Here is a 21,598-nt window from a genome sequence, read left to right on the forward strand (position 1 = left end):
CATGAACCCGGTACTCATGCAGGAAATTCAGGCTGTAGCGCGGCAGGCCGAAGCGGCCGGACGCGGCGAGCGCCGGGCGATCCTTGAGGCGGGCGCTGCTCGCCTTGGCATGTCGGTACCGACCCTGTACCGCAAGCTCCAGGAGGTCACCGTGCGCCCCCAACGTAAACGCCGCAGTGACGCCGGCAAAACCGGCATCCCGCTCAAAGAGCTGCAGCTTATCTCGGCACTGTTGGTCGAGAGCATTCGCAAGAACCAGAAACAGCTATCCAGCGTGAAGCTGGCGGTAGAGCGCCTGCGCAGCAACGGCCTGATTATGGCCGGCCGTGTGAATGAACAGACCGGCGAGTTTAAGGCGTTCTCAACCTCTGCCATCAGCCGGGCGCTGTACAAGGCAAACCTGCACCCTGACCAGGTGCTGGCCCCGGCGCCAGCGGTATCACTCGCCAGCCGGCACCCCAACCACGTATGGCAGGTGGATGCGTCAATCTCGACGCAGTTCTACCTTGCCGACGACGGCGCGGCGGTGATGGATCAGGCGCAGTTCTACGATGGCAAGCCGGGTAACCTGAAGAAGATTGAGCGGCAGCGCCTCTGGCGCTACGTAATCACTGACCATGCCAGCGGCGCAATCTATGTGCAGTACGTGCTGGGCGCTGAGAGCGCCGAGAACCTCTGTCATGTGCTGATCAGCTGCATGCAGTATCGCGGCGTGGCGGACCCATTCCACGGCGTGCCCTGGGCGCTGATGACCGACCCCGGCGCAGCGATGACGTCTGCCATGTTCCGCAACCTGTGCCAGGCGCTGTCGATCGATCTGATCATCAACGAGGTCGGCAACGCTCGCGCCAAAGGCCAAGTCGAGCAAGCGCACAACATCGTCGAGTGCCAGTTTGAGTCCGGCCTGAAGCTGGTACGCGCCACCACCCTGGAGCAGATCAACGAGCTGGCCGGCCAGTGGATGCGCCATTACAACGGCGTGGCCATCCACAGCCGCCACCGCAGCACCCGCTTCGCCGTATGGCAGCGCATTACCGCCGAGCAGCTGCGCGTTGCGCCGGCTGCGGAGGTGTGCCGCGAGCTGGCCATCTGTGAACCCGAACAGCGCAAAGTGTCGCCGCTGCTGCGCGTGTCTTACCGTGGCGCTGACTATGACGTCAGCACCGTGCCGGGCGTACTGGTCGGCGAGAAGCTGCTGCTCACCCGCAACCCATGGCGCGACGCGGACAGCGCTCAGGTAGTTGTCACCAACGAGGAAGGCCGGCGCGCGTTCCATGTTGTCGAGCGCATCCAGCTGGATGAGTTCGGCTTTGCCACCACGGCCGCAACTATAGGCAGCGACTTCAAAAGCCACAGCGAGACCCCGGCACAAGCCGCCAAAAAGGTGCTGGAGCAACTGGCCACCGAAACCCAAACCGAGGAAGAAGCCAAGGCAGCACGCAAGGCCAAGGCGCTGCCGTTCGGTGGCCGCATCGACCCGAACAAGCACATCACCGATACCGAGCTGCCGGCCTACCTGCCCAAGCGCGGTACCGAGTTGGAGACCAATACAGACGTGGCGGCAATTGAGCCGTCGCGCCTGACCCACTTCGCCGCTGCCAAGCGCGTTATGGGGCAGTTCCCCGGATGGGGCAAGGAGCATTTTGCAGCGCTGAAGGCAGGGTACCCAGACGGCGTTCTGGAGACCGAGCTGGATGCTGTTGTGGAAGCCGTTCGCGCCGCCCTGGTGCGTCCGAAACTCAGCGTCGTAGGAGGTAAATAGATGATGCTGCAAATGAGGCTAAAGGAAGTACTGCAGCTCTCTGGCCTGTCGCAAGCCGAGCTGGCCAGGGCCGTTGGCCTGTCCAGTGCGGCGATCAACCTGCTGCTCAATCGTAGCCTCTACCCAAAGCTGACAGACGAAGAAACGCTGCGCAGCAACATTACCAACTGGCTGAAGGAAAAAGGAGTGGAGGCAGAAGCGCTGGAGGGTTGTTTTGACCCTGCAGACGAGCGGTACAGGAAGACCAGCTGGGGCGGCAACCCCAGCTGGCAAGGCAAATCCCAAACAGACGATATGGAAGTGCAACCCATGCTACTACGCAAACAATCATTGACGCCACAGGCCAAGCGGCAGTTCGGGCTGGTGCCTGACCCCTTTGCTAACCCCCGGTCCAGCGAAGACCTGTTCGTATCGCCGGATATTCGGTACGTCCGCGAGTCGCTGTACCAGGCCACCCAGGACGGCGTGTTTCTGGCCATTGTCGGCGAAAGCGGCAGCGGCAAGAGCACCATTCGCCAGGAGCTGCATGAGCGGCTGCGCAACGACAGCCGGCCGACCATCATCATTGAACCCTATGTGATCGGTATGGAAGAAAACGACACTCGGGGTAAGCCACTGAAGGCCGGCGATATCAGCGCTGCCATCCTGTATGAGGTGGCCCCTGAGCAGCGTTTGCCGCAGACCTATGAAGCCCGTTTTCGCGCGGTACACAAGGCGCTGCGCGAGTCCTTCCGGCTGGGTAACCGCCACATCCTGATCATTGAAGAAGCGCACAGCCTGCCCATCCACACGCTGCGCCACCTCAAGCGGTTCTTTGAGTTGGAGGAAGGTTTCGCGCGGCTGCTGTCGGTGGTGATGATCGGGCAGACCGAGCTGGGCGAGCGCCTGAGCGAGCGCAACCCCTCGGTACGGGAGGTGGTTCAGCGCTGCGAAATTGCCACGCTGCAGCCGCTGGACGCCAACCTGACCGCGTACCTCAAGCACCGCTTTGACCTGGCCGGCAAGACGCTAGACAACCTGGTTACGCCGGAGGCAATCGAGGCCGTTCGCCAGCGCTTGCAGGGCTTCAATCAATCGCGCGGCCACTACAGCATGCTGCACCCCCTGGCCGTTCATAACCTGCTGATCGCCGCCTTCAACGCCGCCGCCGAGGTGGGTGCTGATCGTGTCGAAGCCGACATTGTGATGGGGGTGTGAGATGGGTGCTCTGATTCCGTTTATTGAGAAACGTCCAAGCAAGGTTTTTACCGAGCAGGTGAAAGCCTCCCTCGCCCTGGCCAACCAGGTGGGCCGAGAGCTGAAGGCGCACGGCTGCAGCGTCAAGTTCACATGCGTCGACGGCGTTCAGCCGCTGCTGGTGGTTGAGTGCGAGCAGCCACTGCACATGATCCGCGTAGGCCGCAGCGGCATCGCCCTGGTACGCACCCCCGGAAACTTCAGCCGCTGCCGCTCATTCCTCCTGGGCTGCGAGATCGAGTGGCTGGTTGGCGTACCGCCGGTGGCCGGGCGGATTGGGAGGGTGCATTGATGAGCAGCGAAATGTACATCTCTGTGCCAATCACGTTCGCCAACCCCGAACTGCTTTCCGAGGGCGAGCTGCGGCTCGCCCTGGAACGCGCCAATCGGCAAACAACCGACCTTTGGTGCCAGCTTGAGGGCTACCGGAGCTATCTCATTCCGATGCTGCACAAGGCGGTTCAGGCTCACATAGCTAACCAGCCCGAGCAGGTGAATGCGGTGCTCGACGAGCTGGCGGCCAACTATCACCACAACGTAAAGCGGGCCAAAGAGACCCGAGGAGTGCATTGATGAACGCGCCAATACAGCAAATCCCTGACGGCTTCGTCAAAAACGCCGCTGGCCACCTGGTACCCGAGCACCAGGTGCGCGACCAGGACAAGCTGCGCGACAACGTGGCCCGCGATCTGGCCGCCCAGGCGGTGGCCATCAGTGAGTCGATGGCTGCATTCAAGGCCAAGGCGCTCGCCGATATCGAAGACCTGATCAGCATTTCGCTGGAGCGCTATGGGGTGAAGCTCGGCGGCAAGAAAGGCAACGTGTCGATCACCACTTACGACGGCGAGTTCAAGATCGAGCGGGCGCTGGCCAACCGCCTCAGCTTCACCGAGGAGATTCTAGCGGCCAAGGAACTGATCTACGCCTGCATCCGCAAATGGAGCGCTGGTGCTGATCGCCACCTGATGGCCCTGGTCGACCGCGCATTCACCGGCCGCAACGGCGAGATACGCACCAACGACGTACTCGACCTGATGCGCCTGGAAATCGACGACGAAGACTGGAAGACCGCGATGGAAGCCCTGCGGGATTCCATCCAGGTGAACGGCAAGGCGGTCTATATCCGCGTTTACCGCCGCGTCGGCGACGACCGATACGAACAGATCAACCTGAACTTGGCGGGGGCTTGATATGGCTCAGTGGCTAATCGAATTTAAAGACGCGGGGCAGGACTTCCTTTATTGGGTGGTCGATGATAGCGGCGTAATCATGCAGAGCATGCCGTGCCAGTCGAACATCTGGACCCAATACGCCCTGACAAACCTTCACTCACTGAAGCCCGATGCTGTTGCAGCGATCGCAAAGGACGGCGTCGCGTCCACAGTGAAGTATCCGGTTTCTGGCGTCCGCAAGATCGCTGCGGTAGAGGTTGCTGTGCACATCTTCACCGGTGGATATGCCACCAATACCGTGATGGGTAAGCGGGCCACCTGTGCCTTTAACGGGCTGAAAGCAGTGGAGCGGCTGGCCGAGAAGCTGTGGCCCGGAATCAAGTGCGACTTTGAGCGCCTGCCCTGCACAGAGGTTGGCCGACTACTCGGCAAGTGGAAGCTGAAGCCCAGCATTCCAGAGCACTGTGGCGACGCAACCAGAGAGCAGGTCATCCAGTGGTGCATCGCAAAGGGCTGCGACTTCGTTGACCCGGTGTTCCCCGCGCCGCGCGGTTGGATGTGGGCCAATGGTCCGAGCAACTTGGTACTAACCCCGATATTCACGGTGACAGACCAGGGCGACGATATTACTGCTGGAGAGGTAGCGGCTCGCAAGCCGGAGGAGCTGGTGCAATGATCAGCCGTGCCAACACCGCCAAGATCCACATCGCGCGGCAGCAATTGGGCATGACCGATGAAGACTACCGCGCCCTGCTTGGCAGGGTGGCGGGTGTCACCAGCTCAAAGCAACTGACCGAACGCACCTGCAGCCGGGTTCTCCGGGAGTTTGAGCGCCTCGGCTTCCAGCCCAAGCCCAGCAACAAGGCCAAGGGCAAGCCGCACAACTTCAAGAAACTGGACGCGGAGATCACCAAGATCGAGGCGCTGCTGGCCGATATGAAGCTGCCCTGGTCATACGCTGATGCGATCGCCAAGCGCATGTTCGGCATCGAGCGCTGCGCCTGGCTGAAGCAGCCCAAGCACTACAAGGCGCTGGTTGCGGCCCTGCACGTCGAGCAGCAAAAGCAACACCTCAAGGCCGAGTTGGATGGCCTGCTGGACGAGCTGGGCTACCAGGGCGCAGAGCGCGCAGCGGTATTGGAAGACATGCCGCACGGCTGGGAGCGCAAGGTTCCAATGCTGGAGGCAGTCATCCGAGCGCTACGAGCGGAGAAGCTGGAAAAGGATGAGGCCCAATGCAGCTGACCTGCCCATGCTGCGGTGAGCAGTTCCCGCTTGAGGCTGGCATGGCCGACGACGAGGGCAAGCGCCTGGCCGCGCTGTTCGCAGGTATGGAACCAAAGCTCGGTAAAGCAGTACTTCAATACCTGCGGCTGTTCAGTCCGGCCAAACGCTCGCTGCGCACCAGCAAGGCCATCCGCTTGGTGGAGGATCTACTGACCCTGGTAAACCCTGGCACGGTCAGCCGTGACGCCCGCACCAATGACTCCCGCCGCGCAACACAAACCCTGTGGGCCATGGGCATCGAGCAGATGCTCAGCGCCCGCGAAAAACTCACGTTGCCGCTGGATAACCACCACTACCTGCGTGCCGTGGTCTTTGGCTTGGCGGGCGACACCCAAGCGGTAGCCGCAGCAGCAGAGGCAAGTCGTGCGCGCCCGGCCGGCACCGGCCCGCTACGCACTGACGACTATTTCCTGAAGCTATCCCAGATCAACGGTGATGAAAGCAAGGGGCTGATCAGCCCTGAAGAAGCCGAGAAACGTAGGAGGGAACTGGCATGAGCAACAACTCTGCAATGGCTGACAAGCGTCATGAGCTGCTTGATTCTATTGTGGCGCACTGTGCTCAGATTCTTGAGGAACACGGCATTGAGGAGGCGCTGGCCAAGCAGGCTGGCAACTCCCTTGCCAACCATCTCAGCGAAGTTTGGGCTGGCAGCACCGTCTGCTTTCCCAAGGACTACTTCTACAAGCTGACCAAACGTGACCTGGAGATCCTCGGCAAATTCAACGGGCGAAACCACCACGTTCTTGCCGTGGAATACAACCTGACAGAGAACGCGATCTACCGCTTGCTGAAGCGCATCCAAGACCGTAAATTCGACCGGGACCAGGGTAGACTTGATTTGGATGACTCAAGCGCCGAACTGTTTTAAGGAGGTCACTTATGGGCCGCAAATCTACTTTGAACTCGCTGCCGGCGAACGTTTCCGCCGAGCTTTTGCATCGCTATTTTGAGCAACCGTCGCTCACCATTGATGATCATCACAGCTGGTTGGCCGACCAAGGTTATGAGCATTCCAGGTCGTCGCTTCATAGGTACTTACTGGGTAAATCTGAAAGCCCCGAAGCTCAAGAGATTTCGGAAGACCGGTTGATCCGGATGCGCTGCTTGGAAGTAGCTTCCAGTGTTTACAACGGTAGTGACCAAGCCGGCTTGATCGATTTCTCTGAGTCCCTTTTCAGTTATGTCCGTTACGGCAAGACCCAAAGCTAATATTGAAACTCTTTTTCAATATCTAGCCCGATAAGGCCCCCTATAGCTCGCTAAGTCCCGCAATTATCTAGCGTCTCCCTGTTTATTTATCTCACTCCCCCTCAATCAGGCACGCCGTCCCAATCGGCAATTGGTTAAGATTCTCATTCGCGCTACAGTTAGCACTGAAAACTACAAATCTGCCAATCACCTCAGGGATCACATAATGAAAACCTACAAGGCTCACCGCCTGGGTGGCGCCCTGCTCGCCTCCCTCAGTCCCGGCCTGGCACTAGCCGCCGAACCGACAGGCAACAGCACCACGCTGGCGCTGCCGGAAATTCTCATCACCGGCCAGAAAATCGAACGCACCCAACTGGAAACCGTTGCCAGTGCGCTGGTCGTCGAGGGTGATGAGATCAGCGACGGCACACGCATGGACAACCTCTACGACCTGATCGAGAGCGTGCCCAACGTCAGCAATACCAGCGGCTTCAACAGCCTGTCGATTCGCGGCATTGCCAACGCCGGCCCAACCGGCGCAGACAACGGCGCCGGCACCATTGGCGTGTATATCGACAACGGCCTGCTGACCAGCCGTAGCATTCAGGACAACGCCATCAGCACCTGGGACCTGGAAAGCGTTGAAGTCCTGCGCGGCCCACAGTCCACCACTTCCGGCCGCAACTCACTGGCCGGCCAAATCACTCTCAAGACCCGCGACCCTGAGTTCGCCAGCAATGGTGCGGCCAAGATGGCCTACGGTGAAGACCACACCTACCAGACCGCGATCATGCAAACCGGGCCGCTGACTGACAACCTGGCCTATCGCATAACCGGTGACTACCAGCATACCGACGGCTTTGTGAACAATGAATTCCTGAACCAGAGTGACTTCAACAGCAGCTATAACGGCAACCTGCGCGGCAAGCTGCTGTACCTGCTACCGAGTGACGGCGAGCTGCTGCTGAGCCTGAGTCACAACCGCTTTCGCGAGGATGGCGACGCCGCAGTTGATGATCGTCAGAGTGGCCGCGAAAGCCGTCTGAATTACCCCAGCACGTGGGAGACCGTGAGCGACAGCGTTTCCCTGAGCTTCAAGCAACCGTTGAACGACCGCCTCAGCTTCGAGGCCAATACCGGTTTCGTGCAGAGCGACTTTGAGCGCGACAACGACTTTGACGGCAGCCCGGGCGAAGCGACCCTGCAACAGGAAACCGACGACTACACCTTTAATCAGGAGTTTCTGCTGCATTACAACGGCGATCGCCTGCGCTCGGTAACCGGCCTGTATCTGGCCACCGGCAAGCTGGATGACGGCTATACCACCAATAACGTGGAGCTGGATACGGGTGGACTGCTACCCATTCCTATTGCGCTGAATTCCTCTAACTACACCGAGGAAAGCTACAAAAACGCCGCGCTGTTCGCCGACATCGACTACCACCTGACCGACCAACTGGTGCTGCTGGCGGGCCTGCGCGCCGATTACGAGGAGCGCCAGAGCGACGTCAGGACCACCATCGAGCGCGCCACGTCCTATGGGCCCGGATTCGACCCGCTGATCGATGGCTTCCTCGCCGGCCTGATCGGCCCGGGCCAGCAGGACGGCAAGACCGATGCCTTCAACCTGCTGCCCAAGCTCGGTTTCAACTACCTGTGGAGCGATACCCTGTCGACCGGCTTCCTGGTCCAGCGCGGCTACCGATCGGGTGGCGTGTCTACCAACCCGATCCGTGGCCAAGTGCAGGAGTACGACGAAGAGTTCACCACCCACTACGAGTCGTCCCTGCGTGCGCTGCTGCTGGACCGGCGTCTGGCGGTCAACGTCAACCTGTTCTTTACCGACTGGACCGATCAGCAGGTAACCATCGCGCCACCCGGCGCGTTTCATCCGCTGGACCGTTTTGTCGTCAACGCGGGCGAGTCGCACGTGTACGGCTTTGAGCTGGAGGGCAAGTACGCCGTCAACCGCAACTGGGATCTATCCGCCGGCGTGGGCTACAGCAAGACCGAATTCGACGACTTTGAGAACAGCGGTGTCGATTATTCCGGTGAAGAGTTCCAGTTTGCCCGCAACTGGACCGGCAATGTGGCCAGCACCTGGCGTTTTGCCAACGGCTGGTTCCTCAACGGTAATGTCTCCTACGCCAGCGAAGGCGCTAGCCTGCTGAACACCCCGGACACCGAAACCGACGCCTACGCGCTGGTCAACATGAAGGTCGGCTATGAGCAGGACAACTGGGGCGCCTACCTATACGCCAACAACCTGTTTGATCGCGAATACCGTACCGAGCGCTTCCGCGAAGACTCCACCTACGGCAATGCAGCCTATGGCGACCCACGCGCCCTGGGTGTGGTGGCGACCCTGTCCTGGTAACACCCACCTGCGGCGCCAAGCACTCGGCGCCGCACACCACCCGCGCCCGCGCAATGCGCGGGCGACGCTCCTTACTCCCGGCGATACTGCAGTGCGCCAGCCAGGTAGACCTCTTCCACCTTTAGTGCGCTCAGCCTCTTGGCCGGTACCGCGTAAGGGCTTTGGTCAACAATCTGCAGATCGGCCCACTTGCCCACCTCCAGACTACCCGCCTGCTGGTCAATGCCCAGTTGCCAGGCCGCGTTGATCGTCATCGCCCGCAGCGCCTGCTGCACAGTGATCGCCTGCGCTGCGTTCAGCACTTGCCCACTGGAGGTTTGCCGGGTGATTGCTGTCTGCATCAGGCTGAAGCCTTCGGTCGGAAACATCGGGCTGTCGGCATGCAGTGACGGGTGCATCTGCAGCTCAAAGGCGCGACGTACCGGCAACACCTGCTGGGCCACATGACGACCGATAATCGAGTCCGCCAGCCGGTCGCCATAGTAGAGAATGTGGTTGATATGAAAGCTCGGACTCACTCCCCGCTCGGCCAGCGCCGGCAACAGGTCCGGCGGCAATAGCACAGAATGTTCAAGCCGCACCTGACGTTGGCCAGCCCCGGCTGGCAAGGCCTCCAGTATGGCCCTGGACACCTGCCGATTGGACTCGTCGCCCTGGCTGTGAATCGCCACCTGCCAGCCTTCACGGCTGTAGTGGCACAGGCGCTCGACCAGCTCCTGCTGAGCGATCATGCCAGCGCCGTGACTACCGGGCTCGATACCCAGCGTCTTGCCTAGCTCGCTGTCCAGATACGGCATGGATGTCAGCATGCTGCCGGTGTAGGGCGAGCCGTCGTGCCAGAGCTTTACCCCCAGTACCCGAAAATACGGGTCATCGTGGTCCGGCGTATCGGGTAGATACTGCAGTTCGCTGTCGACCAGATAGAAGAACTGGCGAATACGCGGTTGAAAATCCCGCAGCGCCACCAGCCGAGCCAGCCAGGGCGGCAGGTTGTAGCCCAGCGAGGCAACCGAGGTAAACCCCTGACTCAGGTAACCATCGAGCGTGTCGCCGTAGCGGCCAGCCAGACCCAGCGGCGCACGCAGCCCCTCGACAAAGGGTGCCATCGCGCGAGTCTCGGCAATAAACCCGGTGAATCCGCCATCGGCGTCGCGCTCGTAATAGGAGCCGGTGCCCGGGTCCGGCGTGTCAGCGGTGACTCCCGCCTCACGGAAGGCCATGGAGTTGGCCCAGGCCGAGTGCAACGTCTGAGAAATCAGCACCACAGGGTTATCCGGGGCCAGCGTATCCAGTGCCTCACGCATCGGCACCTGAAGATCCGGCACCAAAATCGCGTCCAGACCACCAGCATAAACCCACTCGCCGGGAGGTGTAGCGGCTATCGCCTGACGCAGCGCCGACCAGACCTGCGCATTACTCTGGTGGGTAAAGCCGGACAGGTCATGTGCTCCGGCAAACACCGCCGTCAGCGTCGGGTGCTCGTGTGCCCCGACAAAGCCCGGCAACAGCGCACGGCCTTGCAGGTCAATCACCTGCGTATCAGCAGTGCGGTGCGCCATCACTGACGCAACGTCGCCCACGGCGACAATAACCCCCTCTTTGACGGCCAGCGCCTCTGCTACCTGATCCTGCTGATTGACCGTCAGCACCGGGCCACCATAAAAGATCAGGTCGGTAGACGGCGGCCGAGTCAGCCACCATCCGGTCAACAGCACCAACATCAGCAATAACATCCCGATACCCAGCTTGCGCATGCCGCTTTCCTTATTATTTTTGTTGTACCGCGTTATTGTAAAAGCCCGGCCCCGACCGGCACATGACATATACGCCAGACGCAAGACTAGCGGCAAAGCGCTAGTCTCATGCCATACTCATCTGGTGCCCCTGTTTGCGACGATATTCCCATGCGCTTGAGCAAGAAAAGCCTGCTGGTTTCGCTGTTGATCGCAGCCTTTGCCTACACCCTGATTGGCGCGCTGCTGCTACCAGCCACCGTGCTGCACATTGCCAACCAGCAGCTGGCCAAACTGACCAATGCACCAGCCAAACTGGAGCGGGTCGAGTTCAACCCGTTCAGCTTTGAAGCCACCCTCTGGAACCTGCATATCGGCGAGCCAGACGCGCCGCAGATCGCCTTTCGCCGCCTGTACGCCAACCTGTCGCTGGACAGCCTGTGGCGCGGCGCACTGCATCTGACCGACATAGAACTTGAGCGCGCTCACGGCGACGTCCGTTTTAACCGGGACGGAGAGCTGAATCTGCTGCAGCTGTTCAACCTGCCCGAGCGCAGCGAGCCAGAGCCCCCCGCAACCGACTCTCGCCCCTTCCCCGTTGAGCTGGATCGCATCGCGCTGATCAAGAACAGCCTGTTCTTCGAAGACCAGCGCACCAACGAGCCGGTGGTCTTTGCCTACGACAACCTGTCGCTGGAGCTACACGACCTCAGCACCTTGCCCGACAACAACAGTAACATGACCCTCACCGCCAGCGGCCCGTACGGCGCACGCCTGGACTGGCAAGGCTCACTGAGTCTGCTGCCGCTGCGCTCCAGGGGCCATGTCAGCGTTGACGCTGCCGAGCTGCAAACCATTTGGCCGTATGTGCGCGAACGCCTGGCCGTTACCCTGCAAAGCGGCGCACTGAGCGCCAGTACCGACTACCAGATTGACCTGTCCGAGCGCACGGACGTCACTCTCAGCAACGCGCAGCTGACCCTGCAGGACTTCAATCTGCAGACCGCGCAAGCGCCCCTGCTGCGCATCCCCACACTGAACATCGCCGAGGGCTCGCTGGACCTGTCTCAGCGCCGGGCGCGCCTGGGCACGATACAAAGCGAGGGCCTTGAGGCCTGGGCCGCACGCACCGAGCAGGGCGAGATCGACCTGCTAGCCCTGCTGCCCCCCGCCGACGAAGCCGCGGCAGCGGACGCGAACAACAGCAGCGCCGAAGACCAGGGCACCGCCGCTGACGAACCGGCCAGCGACTCGACCGCAACACCCTCAGCAACCGAACCTGCAGAGCCACCGCCGCCCTGGCAACTGCAGGTCGCAGCGGCTGACCTAAGCAGTTACCAGCTGCACCTGCAAGACCGCCAGCCAGCCGAAGATGTGACACTGGAACTCGCACCGCTGAACCTCAGCCTGCGTGACTTCGACAGCCTGGGCCAGGCGCCCTTTCAACTGTCGCTGGACACCGGCGTCAATGGCAGTGGGCAGCTACAGGCCAACGGCGACGTTACACTGACGCCGCTCACGGCCAACCTGCAGGTCAACACCCGCGACCTGAACCTGCAACTGGCGCGCACCTACGTTGAACCGCTGGTGCGCATCCAGCTGCGCAGCGGCCTGCTCGGCAGCCAACTGCAGGTACAGCTCAAAGGCTTGCAGCCACTGGACATCGGCGTTAGTGGCGACGCCCATGTCAACCAGCTGCACATTGTCGACAGCGCCCGCCAACGCGACCTGCTGAAATGGCAGCGTCTGGACCTCAGCGGCATCGACTACCAGACCGATCGCCTGAGCATCGACGGCGTCACCCTGCAGCAACCCTACGTGCGCTTCATCATCAATGAAAACCTGACCACCAACTTCAGCGGCCTGCTGGTCGAACAACCAGTAGCATCAGCGTCCGCAAGCCAGCCACAAGCGAGCGACAAGTCCCCCTTGGCCCTGCGCATCGGCGGCATCCGCATCAACGATGGCTCCGCCAACTTCGCCGACTTCAGCCTGACCCCCAACTTTGCTACCGCACTCGGCCAACTCAACGGCAGCATCGGCACGATCGACAACCAGCGCCCGCTGGTCGCCAGTGTGGCTATCGAAGGCCGGGTAGACCGCTATGCACCGGTCACCATCCAAGGCGGCCTCACCCCCTTCGATCCGCTTAACAGCCTCGACATCGCCACCCGTTTTCGCAACGTTGAACTGACCACGCTCACACCCTACTCCGGCAAGTTTGCCGGCTACCGCATTCGCAAAGGCCGTCTCAACCTCGACCTGCGCTACCGTATCGAACAGGGCCAGCTGAACGCCGAAAACAAGCTGCTGCTCGAAGGCCTGCAACTGGGTGAGAAAGTGGATAGCCCGGATGCGGTCGACCTGCCGGTGCGCCTGGCTGTCGCGCTGCTCAAAGACACCAAAGGCAATATCGACCTCTCGCTACCGGTCTCCGGCAACCTCGAAGACCCGCAGTTCAGCGTCATGCCGATAGTCTGGCAAACCCTGCGCAACCTGCTGCTGCGCGCCACCCAGGCGCCCTTCAAGTTTATCGCCGGCCTGGTCAGCGGCGATGATCAGGACCTAAGCCAGGTCAGCTTTGCTCCCGGACAGAAAGAGCTGGACGCCAACGCCCAGCGAACACTCGACACGCTGGCCAGTGCCCTGCAGGAACGCCCGGCCCTGACCCTGGAAATCGAAGGCCTCAGTACCGTGCAGCAAGACGGGCCACTGCTGGCGGCCGCACGCCTGGAAGCGGAGTATCAGCAATTGCTGTACCAATCCTTGCAACGCAGCGGCGCCCGCGTACCGGCCAGCCCCAATGAGCTGGTCGTGGAGGAAGACGACAAACCCGCGCTGCTTGAAGGCATCTATCGCGCGCGACTGAAACGCCAGCCACCACCAGAATGGAGCGAGCTGGACCGCGAACAACGTGCGGCGCAGCTACGCCAAGCAGTGCTCGACAACTGGAGCAACAACGACCTCATGCTGCGACGCCTGGCCCAGGCCCGCGCCGCCGAGATCAAAGCCTACCTGGTCGAACGCGGCGGCCTGGACGCACAGCGCCTCTACCTTATCGACGTCAGCACCTCGGACAGCAGCGGCACAGAAGCCGTCACCGTCCCCTTGCACCTGGATAGTCAGTAGGGCTTTCGAGACGGCCGGTTAAGCGATTGAAATGGCAGCCAAAAAATTAAGGCAACAGGCTTGACAAGGTATCCGCCAAAATGAATAATGCGCGCCTCGGATGGCTACATAGCTCAGTTGGTTAGAGCACAGCATTCATAATGCTGGTGTCCCAGGTTCAAGTCCCGGTGTAGCCACCAACCTTTTCAAAGGCTTAGCTTCGGCTAGGCCTTTTTTTATTTCTGCTCCCCTCCTCGCCTCTCTAGCTGCCCACGGCAGTCTGCTGGCGAGTTACCACCGTCAGCCAAGCCGCGCCAGCACGCCGTCGGCGATGGTGCGAGTGGTGCGGTCGCCAAAGTCGACAGTGCCGGCGTCTTGCAGAAAGTTCGCAACGGCGGACTCCAGCCGGTCTGCCAACGCGGGCAGGTGCCAGTAGTAACGCAGCAGCAGCGCGGCACTGAGCAGCGCCGCCAAGGGGTTAGCTCGGCCGGTACCGACGATGTCGGGGGCGCTGCCGTGTACTGGCTCGGCGAGGGCAATGCCATCCCCCCAGTTGAGCGAAGGTGCGGTGCCGAGCCCACCGGACCAGTGACAGGCCAGGTCAGAGAGAATGTCGCCAAACAGGTTGGTGGTGGCAATCAGGTCAAAACGTTCCGGTGACTCCACCAGCTGCAGCGCCGCCACGTCGACCAGACGCTCGTCGACGCACTCGCTCCAACCTGCCTCGGCCAGCACTTGCCGCGCGCTGTCACGGAACAGGCCGCAGGTCAGTGGCAGGACATTGGCCTTGTGTACAAGCGTGATGCGCCGCGCATTGCGCAGTGCTGCCACCTCTGCCAGGCGCTGCGCCAGTTTTTCGCTGGCTTTGCGAGTGATCTGTCGTTCGGCAATGGCGCGGCCTTCACCGTCCATACGCTCACGGCCAATGTAAAGCCCTTCGCTGTTTTCGCGCAGAATAATCATGTCGATATGCGGACGCGGGGAAATGACCGGCCAGCTGCGTATCGGACGCAGATTGCAGTGGAGGGACAGTTGCTGACGCAGCGTGAGGATGGCGCTGCGATAGCCGGCAACCGCATGGGACGGCGAAGACACCGCGCCAAAGATGCCCGCGCCGCATTCACGCATGCTCGTCAGCGTCGCCTCGGGCACCGCGCTGCCGCTGCGTTCGAAGCAGCCCCAGCCCGCCTTGGCGGATTCCGTAGCCAGGTCCGGCAACAAGCGCCTGAGGGCATCGACTGCCACCGGCACAACTTCTGCGCCGATCCCGTCGCCGGCAATAACACATAGTCGCTTCATGCCTTGCGCCCCTGCCAGGTCGCCAGCACCAGGCCAGCGAAGGTCAGGCTGCCGCCCAGCAGGTGATAGCCATGCAACTGCTCACCCAGCAGCAGCACACCAAACAACGAGGCGAATACCGGCATCAGGTAGCTGAAGAGCGACGCCGTCCCCGGCCCCAGCACCTTTACACCGTTATTCCAGGCGGAATAGGCCACCAGAGAAGCCATCACCGCGGTGTACAACACAGCGCCCACCGAGACGGCAGACAAGGGCATGGTCGCGCCCTGACCGACTTCCCAGAGGTAGAACGGCAGCAGAATCGGCACGCCGAACAGCAGCATCGCCGCCAGCAACGTGAAGCCCGGCAACGGCACCGGCCAGCGCCGCAGCAGCACGGAATACAGGCCCCAGGTAAGTACGGCCAGCACCATGATCAGATCACCCCGGTTCATGCCCTGGGCAAACACCTGGGTCGGCTCACCACGCCCCAGAATCAACAGCAGCCCACAGAATGACAGGACAGTGCCGCCAAGCGTCAGCCGGGTAGGCCATTGGCGTAGCAGCAGGATAGACCAGATGAAGGCGGCAACCGGCAGTCCGGTGTTAACCAGAGTGATGTTGATAGCCGTTGTGCTTTGGGCTGCCTGGTACATCAGGGTGTTATAGGAGGAAATGCTCAACGCAGCCAGCAAGGCGATGCGCGGCCAATGCACAACAAGCACGTCACGGTGCCGCATCAGGCTTGGCAATGTGAACGGCAGCAGCAGGGCCAGCGCCACCACCCAGCGCCAGAATGACAAGCCGACCGGCGGCAGCATGCCTGCACTAGCACGCGCGACCAGGGCATTACCGGCCCAAGCCAATGCGCCAATAATCAGCCCGCAGACAGCCCCCTTGCGTGTGGCAAAAAACATGGTCTCTCCCGTTGGCTCGCGGTCAATCGAGCAGCGAGTAGGCCATCACCAGCGCGTCCTCGCGCCCGCCAACGGCCGGGTAATAATTGCGCCGCCGGCCAATCTCGTTGAAGCCGTAGCGCTCATAGAGTCGCGCGGCGGTTTGATTGGAGGCGCGCACTTCAAGGAATGCTTCGGCGGCGTCACGCAGCCGAGCCTGAGCCATCAGATGATCCAGCAGCGCATAGCCATAGCCATTGCCCTGGCTTTCCGGCTTGACCGTGAGGTTCAGCAGATGCGATTCGCCTGCGGCGGCGGACAACACCCCATGGCCTACCTGCTGTCGACCACTGAAAGCCAGCCAACACTCATGTCCGGATTGCACGCAATCCTGGAAGATGCCCCGTGTCCAGGGGTGACTGAAGGCGGCGAACTCGATCGCCAGCACCGCATCCAGATCTGATTCCTGCATGCGGCGGAAGCTCAGTTCGCTCATTGTGTCTCCTGCCAACGCGAACGCACACGGCGCAGCAGCGCCCACAGCTCAGCCTTGCTCGCCGGGCGGCGCAGCAGAGTATCCAGGTCGGGCGCAAACCAGGCGGGCGGCAGATCATCCAGCGCTTCTTCGCAGCCAAGCAGGCTATCTGCCTGCGCCAGATCCGCGTCTACCAGCAGCGTAGTCGCGGACCCAAAGCAGCCGAGCGATACAACGCCACCACCCTCAACCCGCCTGCGCATGAAAGCCTGCAAGCCCAGGCTGGCAGCGCCGGCGCTGCGATCAAGCTGCGGGTTACGGTTCAACGGCCAGCGAAAGTCGCCAAGCAGCGATGGGCGATCCGGCAACTGCACCGCGCGCAGAATATCCTGCAGCAAAAGAAACCCGGGCATGGCGCTTTCCAAACCAGGCTCGGGGGCTTCAATCAACAACAGGCAAGGTCCGGACTGCCAGAGTTGTAGATAGAAGGGCGCAACCGGCTCAGCGGCCGGACCAGTGGGCTGCGTTACCTGAGGCACAGCGGGCTCCGGTGTGGCTATCGGCGCAGGTGTCGACATCTTGGGTTTGCCGGGACGTGGCACCTCAATACGCGCTGCGGTGCTGGGCGCAGCTTCTCGAGTCAAACCGGCTGTAGGCGACGTCTCGCTCAGCGCAAGCTCAGGTTCTGGCTCGGGCAGCAGCAACGCGGAAGGGCGCACCGGCACACCACCCAGCGGTTGGCGGGGTATCCAATTGGTAACACCCAGCGCCTCCAGATAGGCGAGACGTGTCGCTTCGTACATCAGACCCCCGCCGTCTGGGGATGCGCTCTATAAGCACCCTCGCGCATCAGGTTGAGCGCATTGATGTAGGCCTTGGCCGACGCAACAACAATGTCGGTGTCTGCCCCATTGCCGTTGACGATGCGTCCTGCCTTTTCCAAACGCACCGTCACCTCACCCTGAGAGTCGGTACCCTGGGTAATGGCGTTGACCGAATACAGTTGCAGGCTCGCGTCTGACCCAATCAACTGCTCGATGGCCTTGAACGTAGCATCCACCGGGCCCGACCCTTCGGCGCTGGCGGCCTGTTCCTTGCCGTCAACACTCAACTGCACTGCAGCCACCGGCACCTCGCCCATGCAAGAAGTGACCTCCAGGTGGATCAGGCGAATGTGCTCTTCGACCTCGGTCAGCGTGTCGGTCACCAGGGCTTGCAGATCTTCATCAAAAATTTCGTGTTTGCGATCAGCCAGTTGCTTGAAGCGGGCAAAGGCCGCGTTCAACGCCTCACCCGTCAGCTCAATGCCCAGCTCTTCGAGCCGAGAACGAAAGGCATTACGGCCGGACAATTTGCCAAGTGACAGCTTGTTGGTGTGCCAGCCAACCGACTGCGCGCTCATGATTTCATAGGTCTCGCGGTGCTTGAGCACGCCGTCCTGGTGAATCCCCGATTCATGGGCGAACGCATTGGCGCCCACAATCGCCTTGTTGGGCTGAACAGGAAAGCCGGTAATGCCGGACACCAATCGTGACGCGGCGAGGATGTTTTCGGTCTCGATGCGCGTCTGCACGTTGAGCAGGTCCTTGCGCGTCTTGATCGCCATGACGATTTCTTCCAGCGCGGCGTTGCCAGCACGTTCACCGAGGCCGTTGATAGTACACTCGACCTGCCGCGCGCCTGCGGTTACCGCCGCCAGCGAGTTGGCCACCGCAAGGCCAAGATCATTGTGGCAATGTACGGAGAAGATCGCCTTGTCGGCGTTCGGCACGCGGGTGATGATCTGGCGGATGGTGTCGGCAAACTGGTGCGGGATGGCATAGCCAACCGTATCGGGGATATTGATGGTGCGCGCGCCGGCGTCGATGGCGGCCTCGATGATACGGCACAGGAAATCGATCTCCGAGCGACCCGCATCCTCGCAGGAAAACTCGACATCCGGGCAGAGGTTGCGCGCACGCTTGACCGCCCGAACCGCTTGCTCGACGACCTGATCAGGCGGCAAGCGCAGCTTGTGCTGCATGTGAATCGGGCTGGTGGCGATAAAGGTGTGAATACGTCCGGCGTTGGCACCGGCCAATGCTTCAGCGGCGCGATCGATGTCCGCATCCACTGCGCGCGACAGGCTGCAGACGACACTGTCCTGGATAGTATCGGCAATCAGCTTGACCGCTTCGAAGTCGCCGGGGCTGGCAATCGCAAAACCGGCCTCAATCACATCGACCCGCAGCTTCTCCAGCGCGCGAGCAATGCGCAGCTTCTCATCCTTGGTCATGGACGCGCCAGGGCTCTGTTCCCCGTCGCGCAAGGTAGTATCGAAGATGATGACCTGATTCTGTGACATGTCCGCAGCCCTCCGCGACGCGTTTTCCCAAGTGCACAATGATACCCGATCCCGGCACGCAAACGGCACGCGAACTAAGCAAGGCTTATTGCCTGCCAACACCGCGAGCCAGTTTCATTTCGTCACGTTCTTGCTTTCCCTATGCTGTTACGATGCCAAGCACAACAGCCGAGCAGCGCCCAGGTCTGCTCGACAATAACAGGAGACTGAGCGCATGTTTGATCGTCATTTCGCAGTATGGCCAGAACAGGTACCCCGCGAGCTGGAGCTGCCGGCAACCAACCTGTATCACAACATCACAGTCTCCGCGCTGCGATACCCGGAACATCCCGCCATTCATTACTATGGCACCGATGTCACCTACCGCGAGCTGCAGGATCAAACCGAGCGTCTGGCCGGCTATCTTCAGCAAGCCGGCGTACAGGCCGGTGACCGGGTGCTGCTATATATGCAAAACAGCCCCCAGTACATCATCGGCTTCTTTGCCATTTTACGAGCCAACGCCGTTGTGGTGCCGGTGAACCCGATGAACCGCACCGCCGAGCTGGCCTACCTGATCGAGGATACGCAGGCCCCTGTTGCACTCTGCGGGCAAGAGCTGAGCGAATTTGTGGTACCTCACATTGGCGAAGGCTGCCTTCGCGAAGTCGTTGTAAGCGCGTACAACGAATACATCCAGCAGCCGACTGACCTGACGCTACCCGACGTTGTCTCTGCTCCGTGCAATATCACCAAGGCCGCAGGTGTGACTCTGTGGCAGGACGCGCTCAAAGCCGAGCTGCAACCCGGCCCCCTCACTGCCGGCCCGAGCGACCTCTGCGTGATCCCCTACAGCTCCGGTACCACCGGCAATCCCAAGGGCTGCGTGCATACCCATCACAGCGTGATGGCAACAACGGTGTACGGCGCCGCCTGGGTCAATACCCAGCACAGCTGTGTTCACCTGGTATCGGTTCCGATGTTCCATGTGACGGGCATGCAGTCCTGCATGAATTCCACGCTATACGCCGGCGGCACCTTGGTGGTGATGACACGCTGGGATCGCAAGGTCGCCGCAACACTGATCGAGCGCTTGAAGATCAACACTTGGCGCAACATCTCGACCATGGTCGTCGACATGCTGTCGGATCCGGACATCGACAGCTACGACATCAGCTCCCTGACCGGTATTGGCGGTGGTGGCGCAGCCATGCCAGCGGCGGTGGCAGCCAAACTCAAGGACAAGACCGGCCTCACCTATATGGAAGGTTACGGGCTGTCGGAAACCATCGCGGCAACACATGTGAACCCACCCCAGGCGTGCAAAGCACAATGTCTCGGCATTCCCTTCATCGGCGTTGACTCTCGCGTGATCGACGTCGAAACGCTGAAAGAGGTTGAGCCCGGCGTCACGGGTGAAATCATCATGCGCGGCGAACAGATCTTCCAAGGCTACTGGAACAAACCCGAGGCGACAGACGAGGCGTTCGTTGAGGTCGACGGCGAGCGTTTCTTCCGCTCAGGCGACCTAGGTTACTACGATGAAGAAGGCTACTTCTTCCTGGTTGACCGTGTGAAGCGCATGATCAACGCATCGGGCTTCAAAGTCTGGCCGGCGGAGGTAGAGTCGCTGATGTATGCACATCCAGCCATTCAGGAGGTCTGCATCATCTCCGCCCCGCACGAACGTCGCGGCGAAACAGTCAAAGCGGTTGTCGTCCTGGCCAAGGGGCAGGAAGCAACCACAGAGCAAGACATCATCAGCTGGTGCCATGAAAACATGGCCGCCTACAAATGCCCTCAAATGGTCCAGTTCAGCGACAGCATTCCCAAGTCGCCGACTGGCAAGATCATGTGGAGACACCTGCAGGATGTAGAGTGGGGACGTGCCTGAGCCCCTTTAGACGACTCAAAGACAGAGCGCCGCAGGCGCTCTTCTTGTTTCTGCGCTACTTGATTGCAACGCCCTCGTACAGAAAGGTCATCGGACGCGGACCCTTTATGTAACCGGTGTCCAACCGTTCGATCACGAACCCAGCCTCCTGAATAAGCGCAGGAATATCCCTGTTCAGATGGCATCCGCCTGCAAGGGGCTTCCACCAAGGCGTCAAGCAGTGTTGCCAGGCCTTAACGCCTTGCTCCGGAGCAAGGCCATGCTCACAAAAAAGCAAGCGCCCACCGTCACCAAGCACGCGTTTCATCTCCCGCAGTGCCGGAATCGGGTCTTCAATACTGCACAAGGTGAACGTCATCACGATGGTGTCAAAGCGCCCGGCATCCGCATGGATACCACGAACATCGACTGCCACCATATCAACCGGGATCCCGATATCGAGACTTCGCTGCCTGGCAAGAGCCTGCATCTGCGCCGCCGGATCGACACCCGTTATCCGTGTCACGCGAGTCTTGTCGTAGTAAGCCAGATTCAGGCCGGTACCGATGCCTATCTCAAGTACATCACCCTGTGCCTGCGGGATAAGCGCGGCGCGGCGCTTCATGACATCTCCCATGCCACAGGCAGTATCGATCAACCTGGGCAGCACATACTTGTCGTATAACCCCATTGCACCTCCTGATCATGCGTCCAAGCTTAGCAGTCCATCAAGACAAGCTATAGGATCAAACAAAGGGGCGCCAGTTGAGGCGCAGGCAGGAGGCAGGAGGCAGGAGCATTGCGAGCACGAGGAGAGTCGCGGTCGACTCAAACAGTCTCGACCCGCTACCGGTCTTTTCCGTGCGCACAAAGAAGAACACCCT

20 protein-coding genes and 1 tRNA gene are annotated in these 21,598 nt (G+C 61.0%); 14 read left to right on the forward strand and 7 right to left on the reverse strand.

Annotated elements, in window-relative coordinates; genetic code table 11:
- Position 1 precedes the first annotated feature (1 nt).
- The 11 genes from CNQ84_RS02405 to CNQ84_RS02455 all read left to right on the forward strand — a co-directional run bounded on the left by CNQ84_RS02405 (position 2) and on the right by CNQ84_RS02455 (position 9,028).
- Complete coding sequence (locus CNQ84_RS02405; RefSeq protein WP_096003310.1) at positions 2 to 1,762, forward strand: DDE-type integrase/transposase/recombinase; 1,761 nt, start codon at positions 2 to 4, stop codon at positions 1,760 to 1,762.
- Positions 1,763 to 2,959, forward strand: coding sequence for an AAA family ATPase (locus tag CNQ84_RS02410; protein WP_217350044.1), 1,197 nt, complete (start codon positions 1,763 to 1,765; stop codon positions 2,957 to 2,959). It abuts the gene before it with no gap.
- Between the two features lies 1 nt (position 2,960).
- The gene (locus CNQ84_RS02415; protein WP_096003311.1) at positions 2,961 to 3,290 is read left to right on the forward strand and encodes a hypothetical protein; all 330 of its coding nucleotides are present in this window, start codon (positions 2,961 to 2,963) and stop codon (positions 3,288 to 3,290) included.
- Positions 3,290 to 3,571: a hypothetical protein gene (locus tag CNQ84_RS02420; protein ID WP_096003312.1), complete on the forward strand. Its 282-nt coding sequence runs from the start codon at positions 3,290 to 3,292 to the stop codon at positions 3,569 to 3,571. The genes CNQ84_RS02415 and CNQ84_RS02420 overlap by 1 nt, the downstream gene beginning before the upstream one ends.
- Positions 3,571 to 4,188 carry a DUF3164 family protein gene (locus CNQ84_RS02425; RefSeq protein WP_096003313.1) on the forward strand — a complete coding sequence of 206 codons (618 nt, stop codon included), beginning with the start codon at positions 3,571 to 3,573 and terminating at the stop codon, positions 4,186 to 4,188. Before CNQ84_RS02420 ends, CNQ84_RS02425 begins: the two co-directional genes overlap by 1 nt.
- A 1-nt stretch (position 4,189) precedes the next feature.
- Positions 4,190 to 4,846 (forward strand): hypothetical protein, encoded by a 657-nt coding sequence (locus tag CNQ84_RS02430; RefSeq protein ID WP_096003314.1) that lies wholly within the window; start codon positions 4,190 to 4,192, stop codon positions 4,844 to 4,846.
- On the forward strand, positions 4,843 to 5,415 hold the full coding sequence (locus CNQ84_RS02435) for a gp16 family protein (RefSeq protein WP_096003315.1): 573 nt from the start codon (positions 4,843 to 4,845) through the stop codon (positions 5,413 to 5,415). The genes CNQ84_RS02430 and CNQ84_RS02435 overlap by 4 nt, the downstream gene beginning before the upstream one ends.
- Positions 5,406 to 5,954 carry a hypothetical protein gene (locus tag CNQ84_RS02440; RefSeq protein WP_096003316.1) on the forward strand — a complete coding sequence of 183 codons (549 nt, stop codon included), beginning with the start codon at positions 5,406 to 5,408 and terminating at the stop codon, positions 5,952 to 5,954. The genes CNQ84_RS02435 and CNQ84_RS02440 overlap by 10 nt, the downstream gene beginning before the upstream one ends.
- On the forward strand, positions 5,951 to 6,328 hold the full coding sequence (locus CNQ84_RS02445) for a Mor transcription activator family protein (protein WP_245841204.1): 378 nt from the start codon (positions 5,951 to 5,953) through the stop codon (positions 6,326 to 6,328). The genes CNQ84_RS02440 and CNQ84_RS02445 overlap by 4 nt, the downstream gene beginning before the upstream one ends.
- 11 nt (positions 6,329 to 6,339) lie before the next feature.
- On the forward strand, positions 6,340 to 6,669 hold the full coding sequence (locus CNQ84_RS02450) for a phage protein Gp27 family protein (RefSeq protein WP_096003317.1): 330 nt from the start codon (positions 6,340 to 6,342) through the stop codon (positions 6,667 to 6,669).
- Positions 6,670 to 6,874: 205 nt separating this feature from the next.
- Complete coding sequence (locus CNQ84_RS02455; protein ID WP_096003318.1) at positions 6,875 to 9,028, forward strand: TonB-dependent receptor; 2,154 nt, start codon at positions 6,875 to 6,877, stop codon at positions 9,026 to 9,028.
- Positions 9,029 to 9,099: 71 nt separating this feature from the next.
- Here the strand turns inward: CNQ84_RS02455 and CNQ84_RS02460 are convergent, their stop codons facing one another.
- Positions 9,100 to 10,782: an amidohydrolase gene (locus tag CNQ84_RS02460; RefSeq protein ID WP_165771203.1), complete on the reverse strand. Its 1,683-nt coding sequence runs from the start codon at positions 10,780 to 10,782 to the stop codon at positions 9,100 to 9,102.
- 150 nt (positions 10,783 to 10,932) lie between these two features.
- Between CNQ84_RS02460 and CNQ84_RS02465 the strand changes: the two genes are divergently transcribed.
- Both CNQ84_RS02465 and CNQ84_RS02470 read left to right on the forward strand, forming a co-directional pair.
- On the forward strand, positions 10,933 to 13,890 hold the full coding sequence (locus tag CNQ84_RS02465) for a DUF748 domain-containing protein (RefSeq protein ID WP_096003320.1): 2,958 nt from the start codon (positions 10,933 to 10,935) through the stop codon (positions 13,888 to 13,890).
- Between the two features lie 102 nt (positions 13,891 to 13,992).
- Positions 13,993 to 14,069, forward strand: a tRNA-Met gene (locus tag CNQ84_RS02470).
- 100 nt (positions 14,070 to 14,169) lie between these two features.
- Here CNQ84_RS02470 and CNQ84_RS02475 read toward each other — a convergent pair.
- The 5 genes from CNQ84_RS02475 to CNQ84_RS02495 are packed head-to-tail and all read right to left on the reverse strand — an operon-like array spanning position 14,170 to position 18,862.
- Complete coding sequence (locus tag CNQ84_RS02475) at positions 14,170 to 15,168, reverse strand: isocitrate/isopropylmalate family dehydrogenase (RefSeq protein WP_096003321.1); 999 nt, start codon at positions 15,166 to 15,168, stop codon at positions 14,170 to 14,172.
- Complete coding sequence (locus CNQ84_RS02480) at positions 15,165 to 16,064, reverse strand: DMT family transporter (RefSeq protein WP_096003322.1); 900 nt, start codon at positions 16,062 to 16,064, stop codon at positions 15,165 to 15,167. Before CNQ84_RS02480 ends, CNQ84_RS02475 begins: the two co-directional genes overlap by 4 nt.
- Positions 16,065 to 16,086: 22 nt before the next feature.
- Positions 16,087 to 16,539, reverse strand: a complete 453-nt coding sequence (gene rimI / locus CNQ84_RS02485; protein WP_096003323.1) for a ribosomal protein S18-alanine N-acetyltransferase — start codon at positions 16,537 to 16,539, stop codon at positions 16,087 to 16,089.
- Positions 16,536 to 17,321 (reverse strand): energy transducer TonB, encoded by a 786-nt coding sequence (locus tag CNQ84_RS02490; RefSeq protein WP_096003324.1) that lies wholly within the window; start codon positions 17,319 to 17,321, stop codon positions 16,536 to 16,538. The genes rimI and CNQ84_RS02490 overlap by 4 nt, the downstream gene beginning before the upstream one ends.
- The gene (locus tag CNQ84_RS02495; protein WP_096003325.1) at positions 17,321 to 18,862 is read right to left on the reverse strand and encodes a 2-isopropylmalate synthase; all 1,542 of its coding nucleotides are present in this window, start codon (positions 18,860 to 18,862) and stop codon (positions 17,321 to 17,323) included. The genes CNQ84_RS02490 and CNQ84_RS02495 overlap by 1 nt, the downstream gene beginning before the upstream one ends.
- Positions 18,863 to 19,076: 214 nt before the next feature.
- On the opposite strand from CNQ84_RS02495, the gene CNQ84_RS02500 reads away from it, so the two are divergent.
- The gene (locus CNQ84_RS02500) at positions 19,077 to 20,735 is read left to right on the forward strand and encodes a long-chain-fatty-acid--CoA ligase (RefSeq protein WP_096003326.1); all 1,659 of its coding nucleotides are present in this window, start codon (positions 19,077 to 19,079) and stop codon (positions 20,733 to 20,735) included.
- Between the two features lie 55 nt (positions 20,736 to 20,790).
- Here the strand turns inward: CNQ84_RS02500 and CNQ84_RS02505 are convergent, their stop codons facing one another.
- Positions 20,791 to 21,405 (reverse strand): class I SAM-dependent methyltransferase, encoded by a 615-nt coding sequence (locus CNQ84_RS02505; RefSeq protein ID WP_096003327.1) that lies wholly within the window; start codon positions 21,403 to 21,405, stop codon positions 20,791 to 20,793.
- Positions 21,406 to 21,598 lie beyond the last annotated feature (193 nt).

This window comes from Pseudomonas abyssi (assembly GCF_002307495.1).
Classification (GTDB): Bacteria; Pseudomonadota; Gammaproteobacteria; order Pseudomonadales; family Pseudomonadaceae; genus Halopseudomonas; species Halopseudomonas abyssi.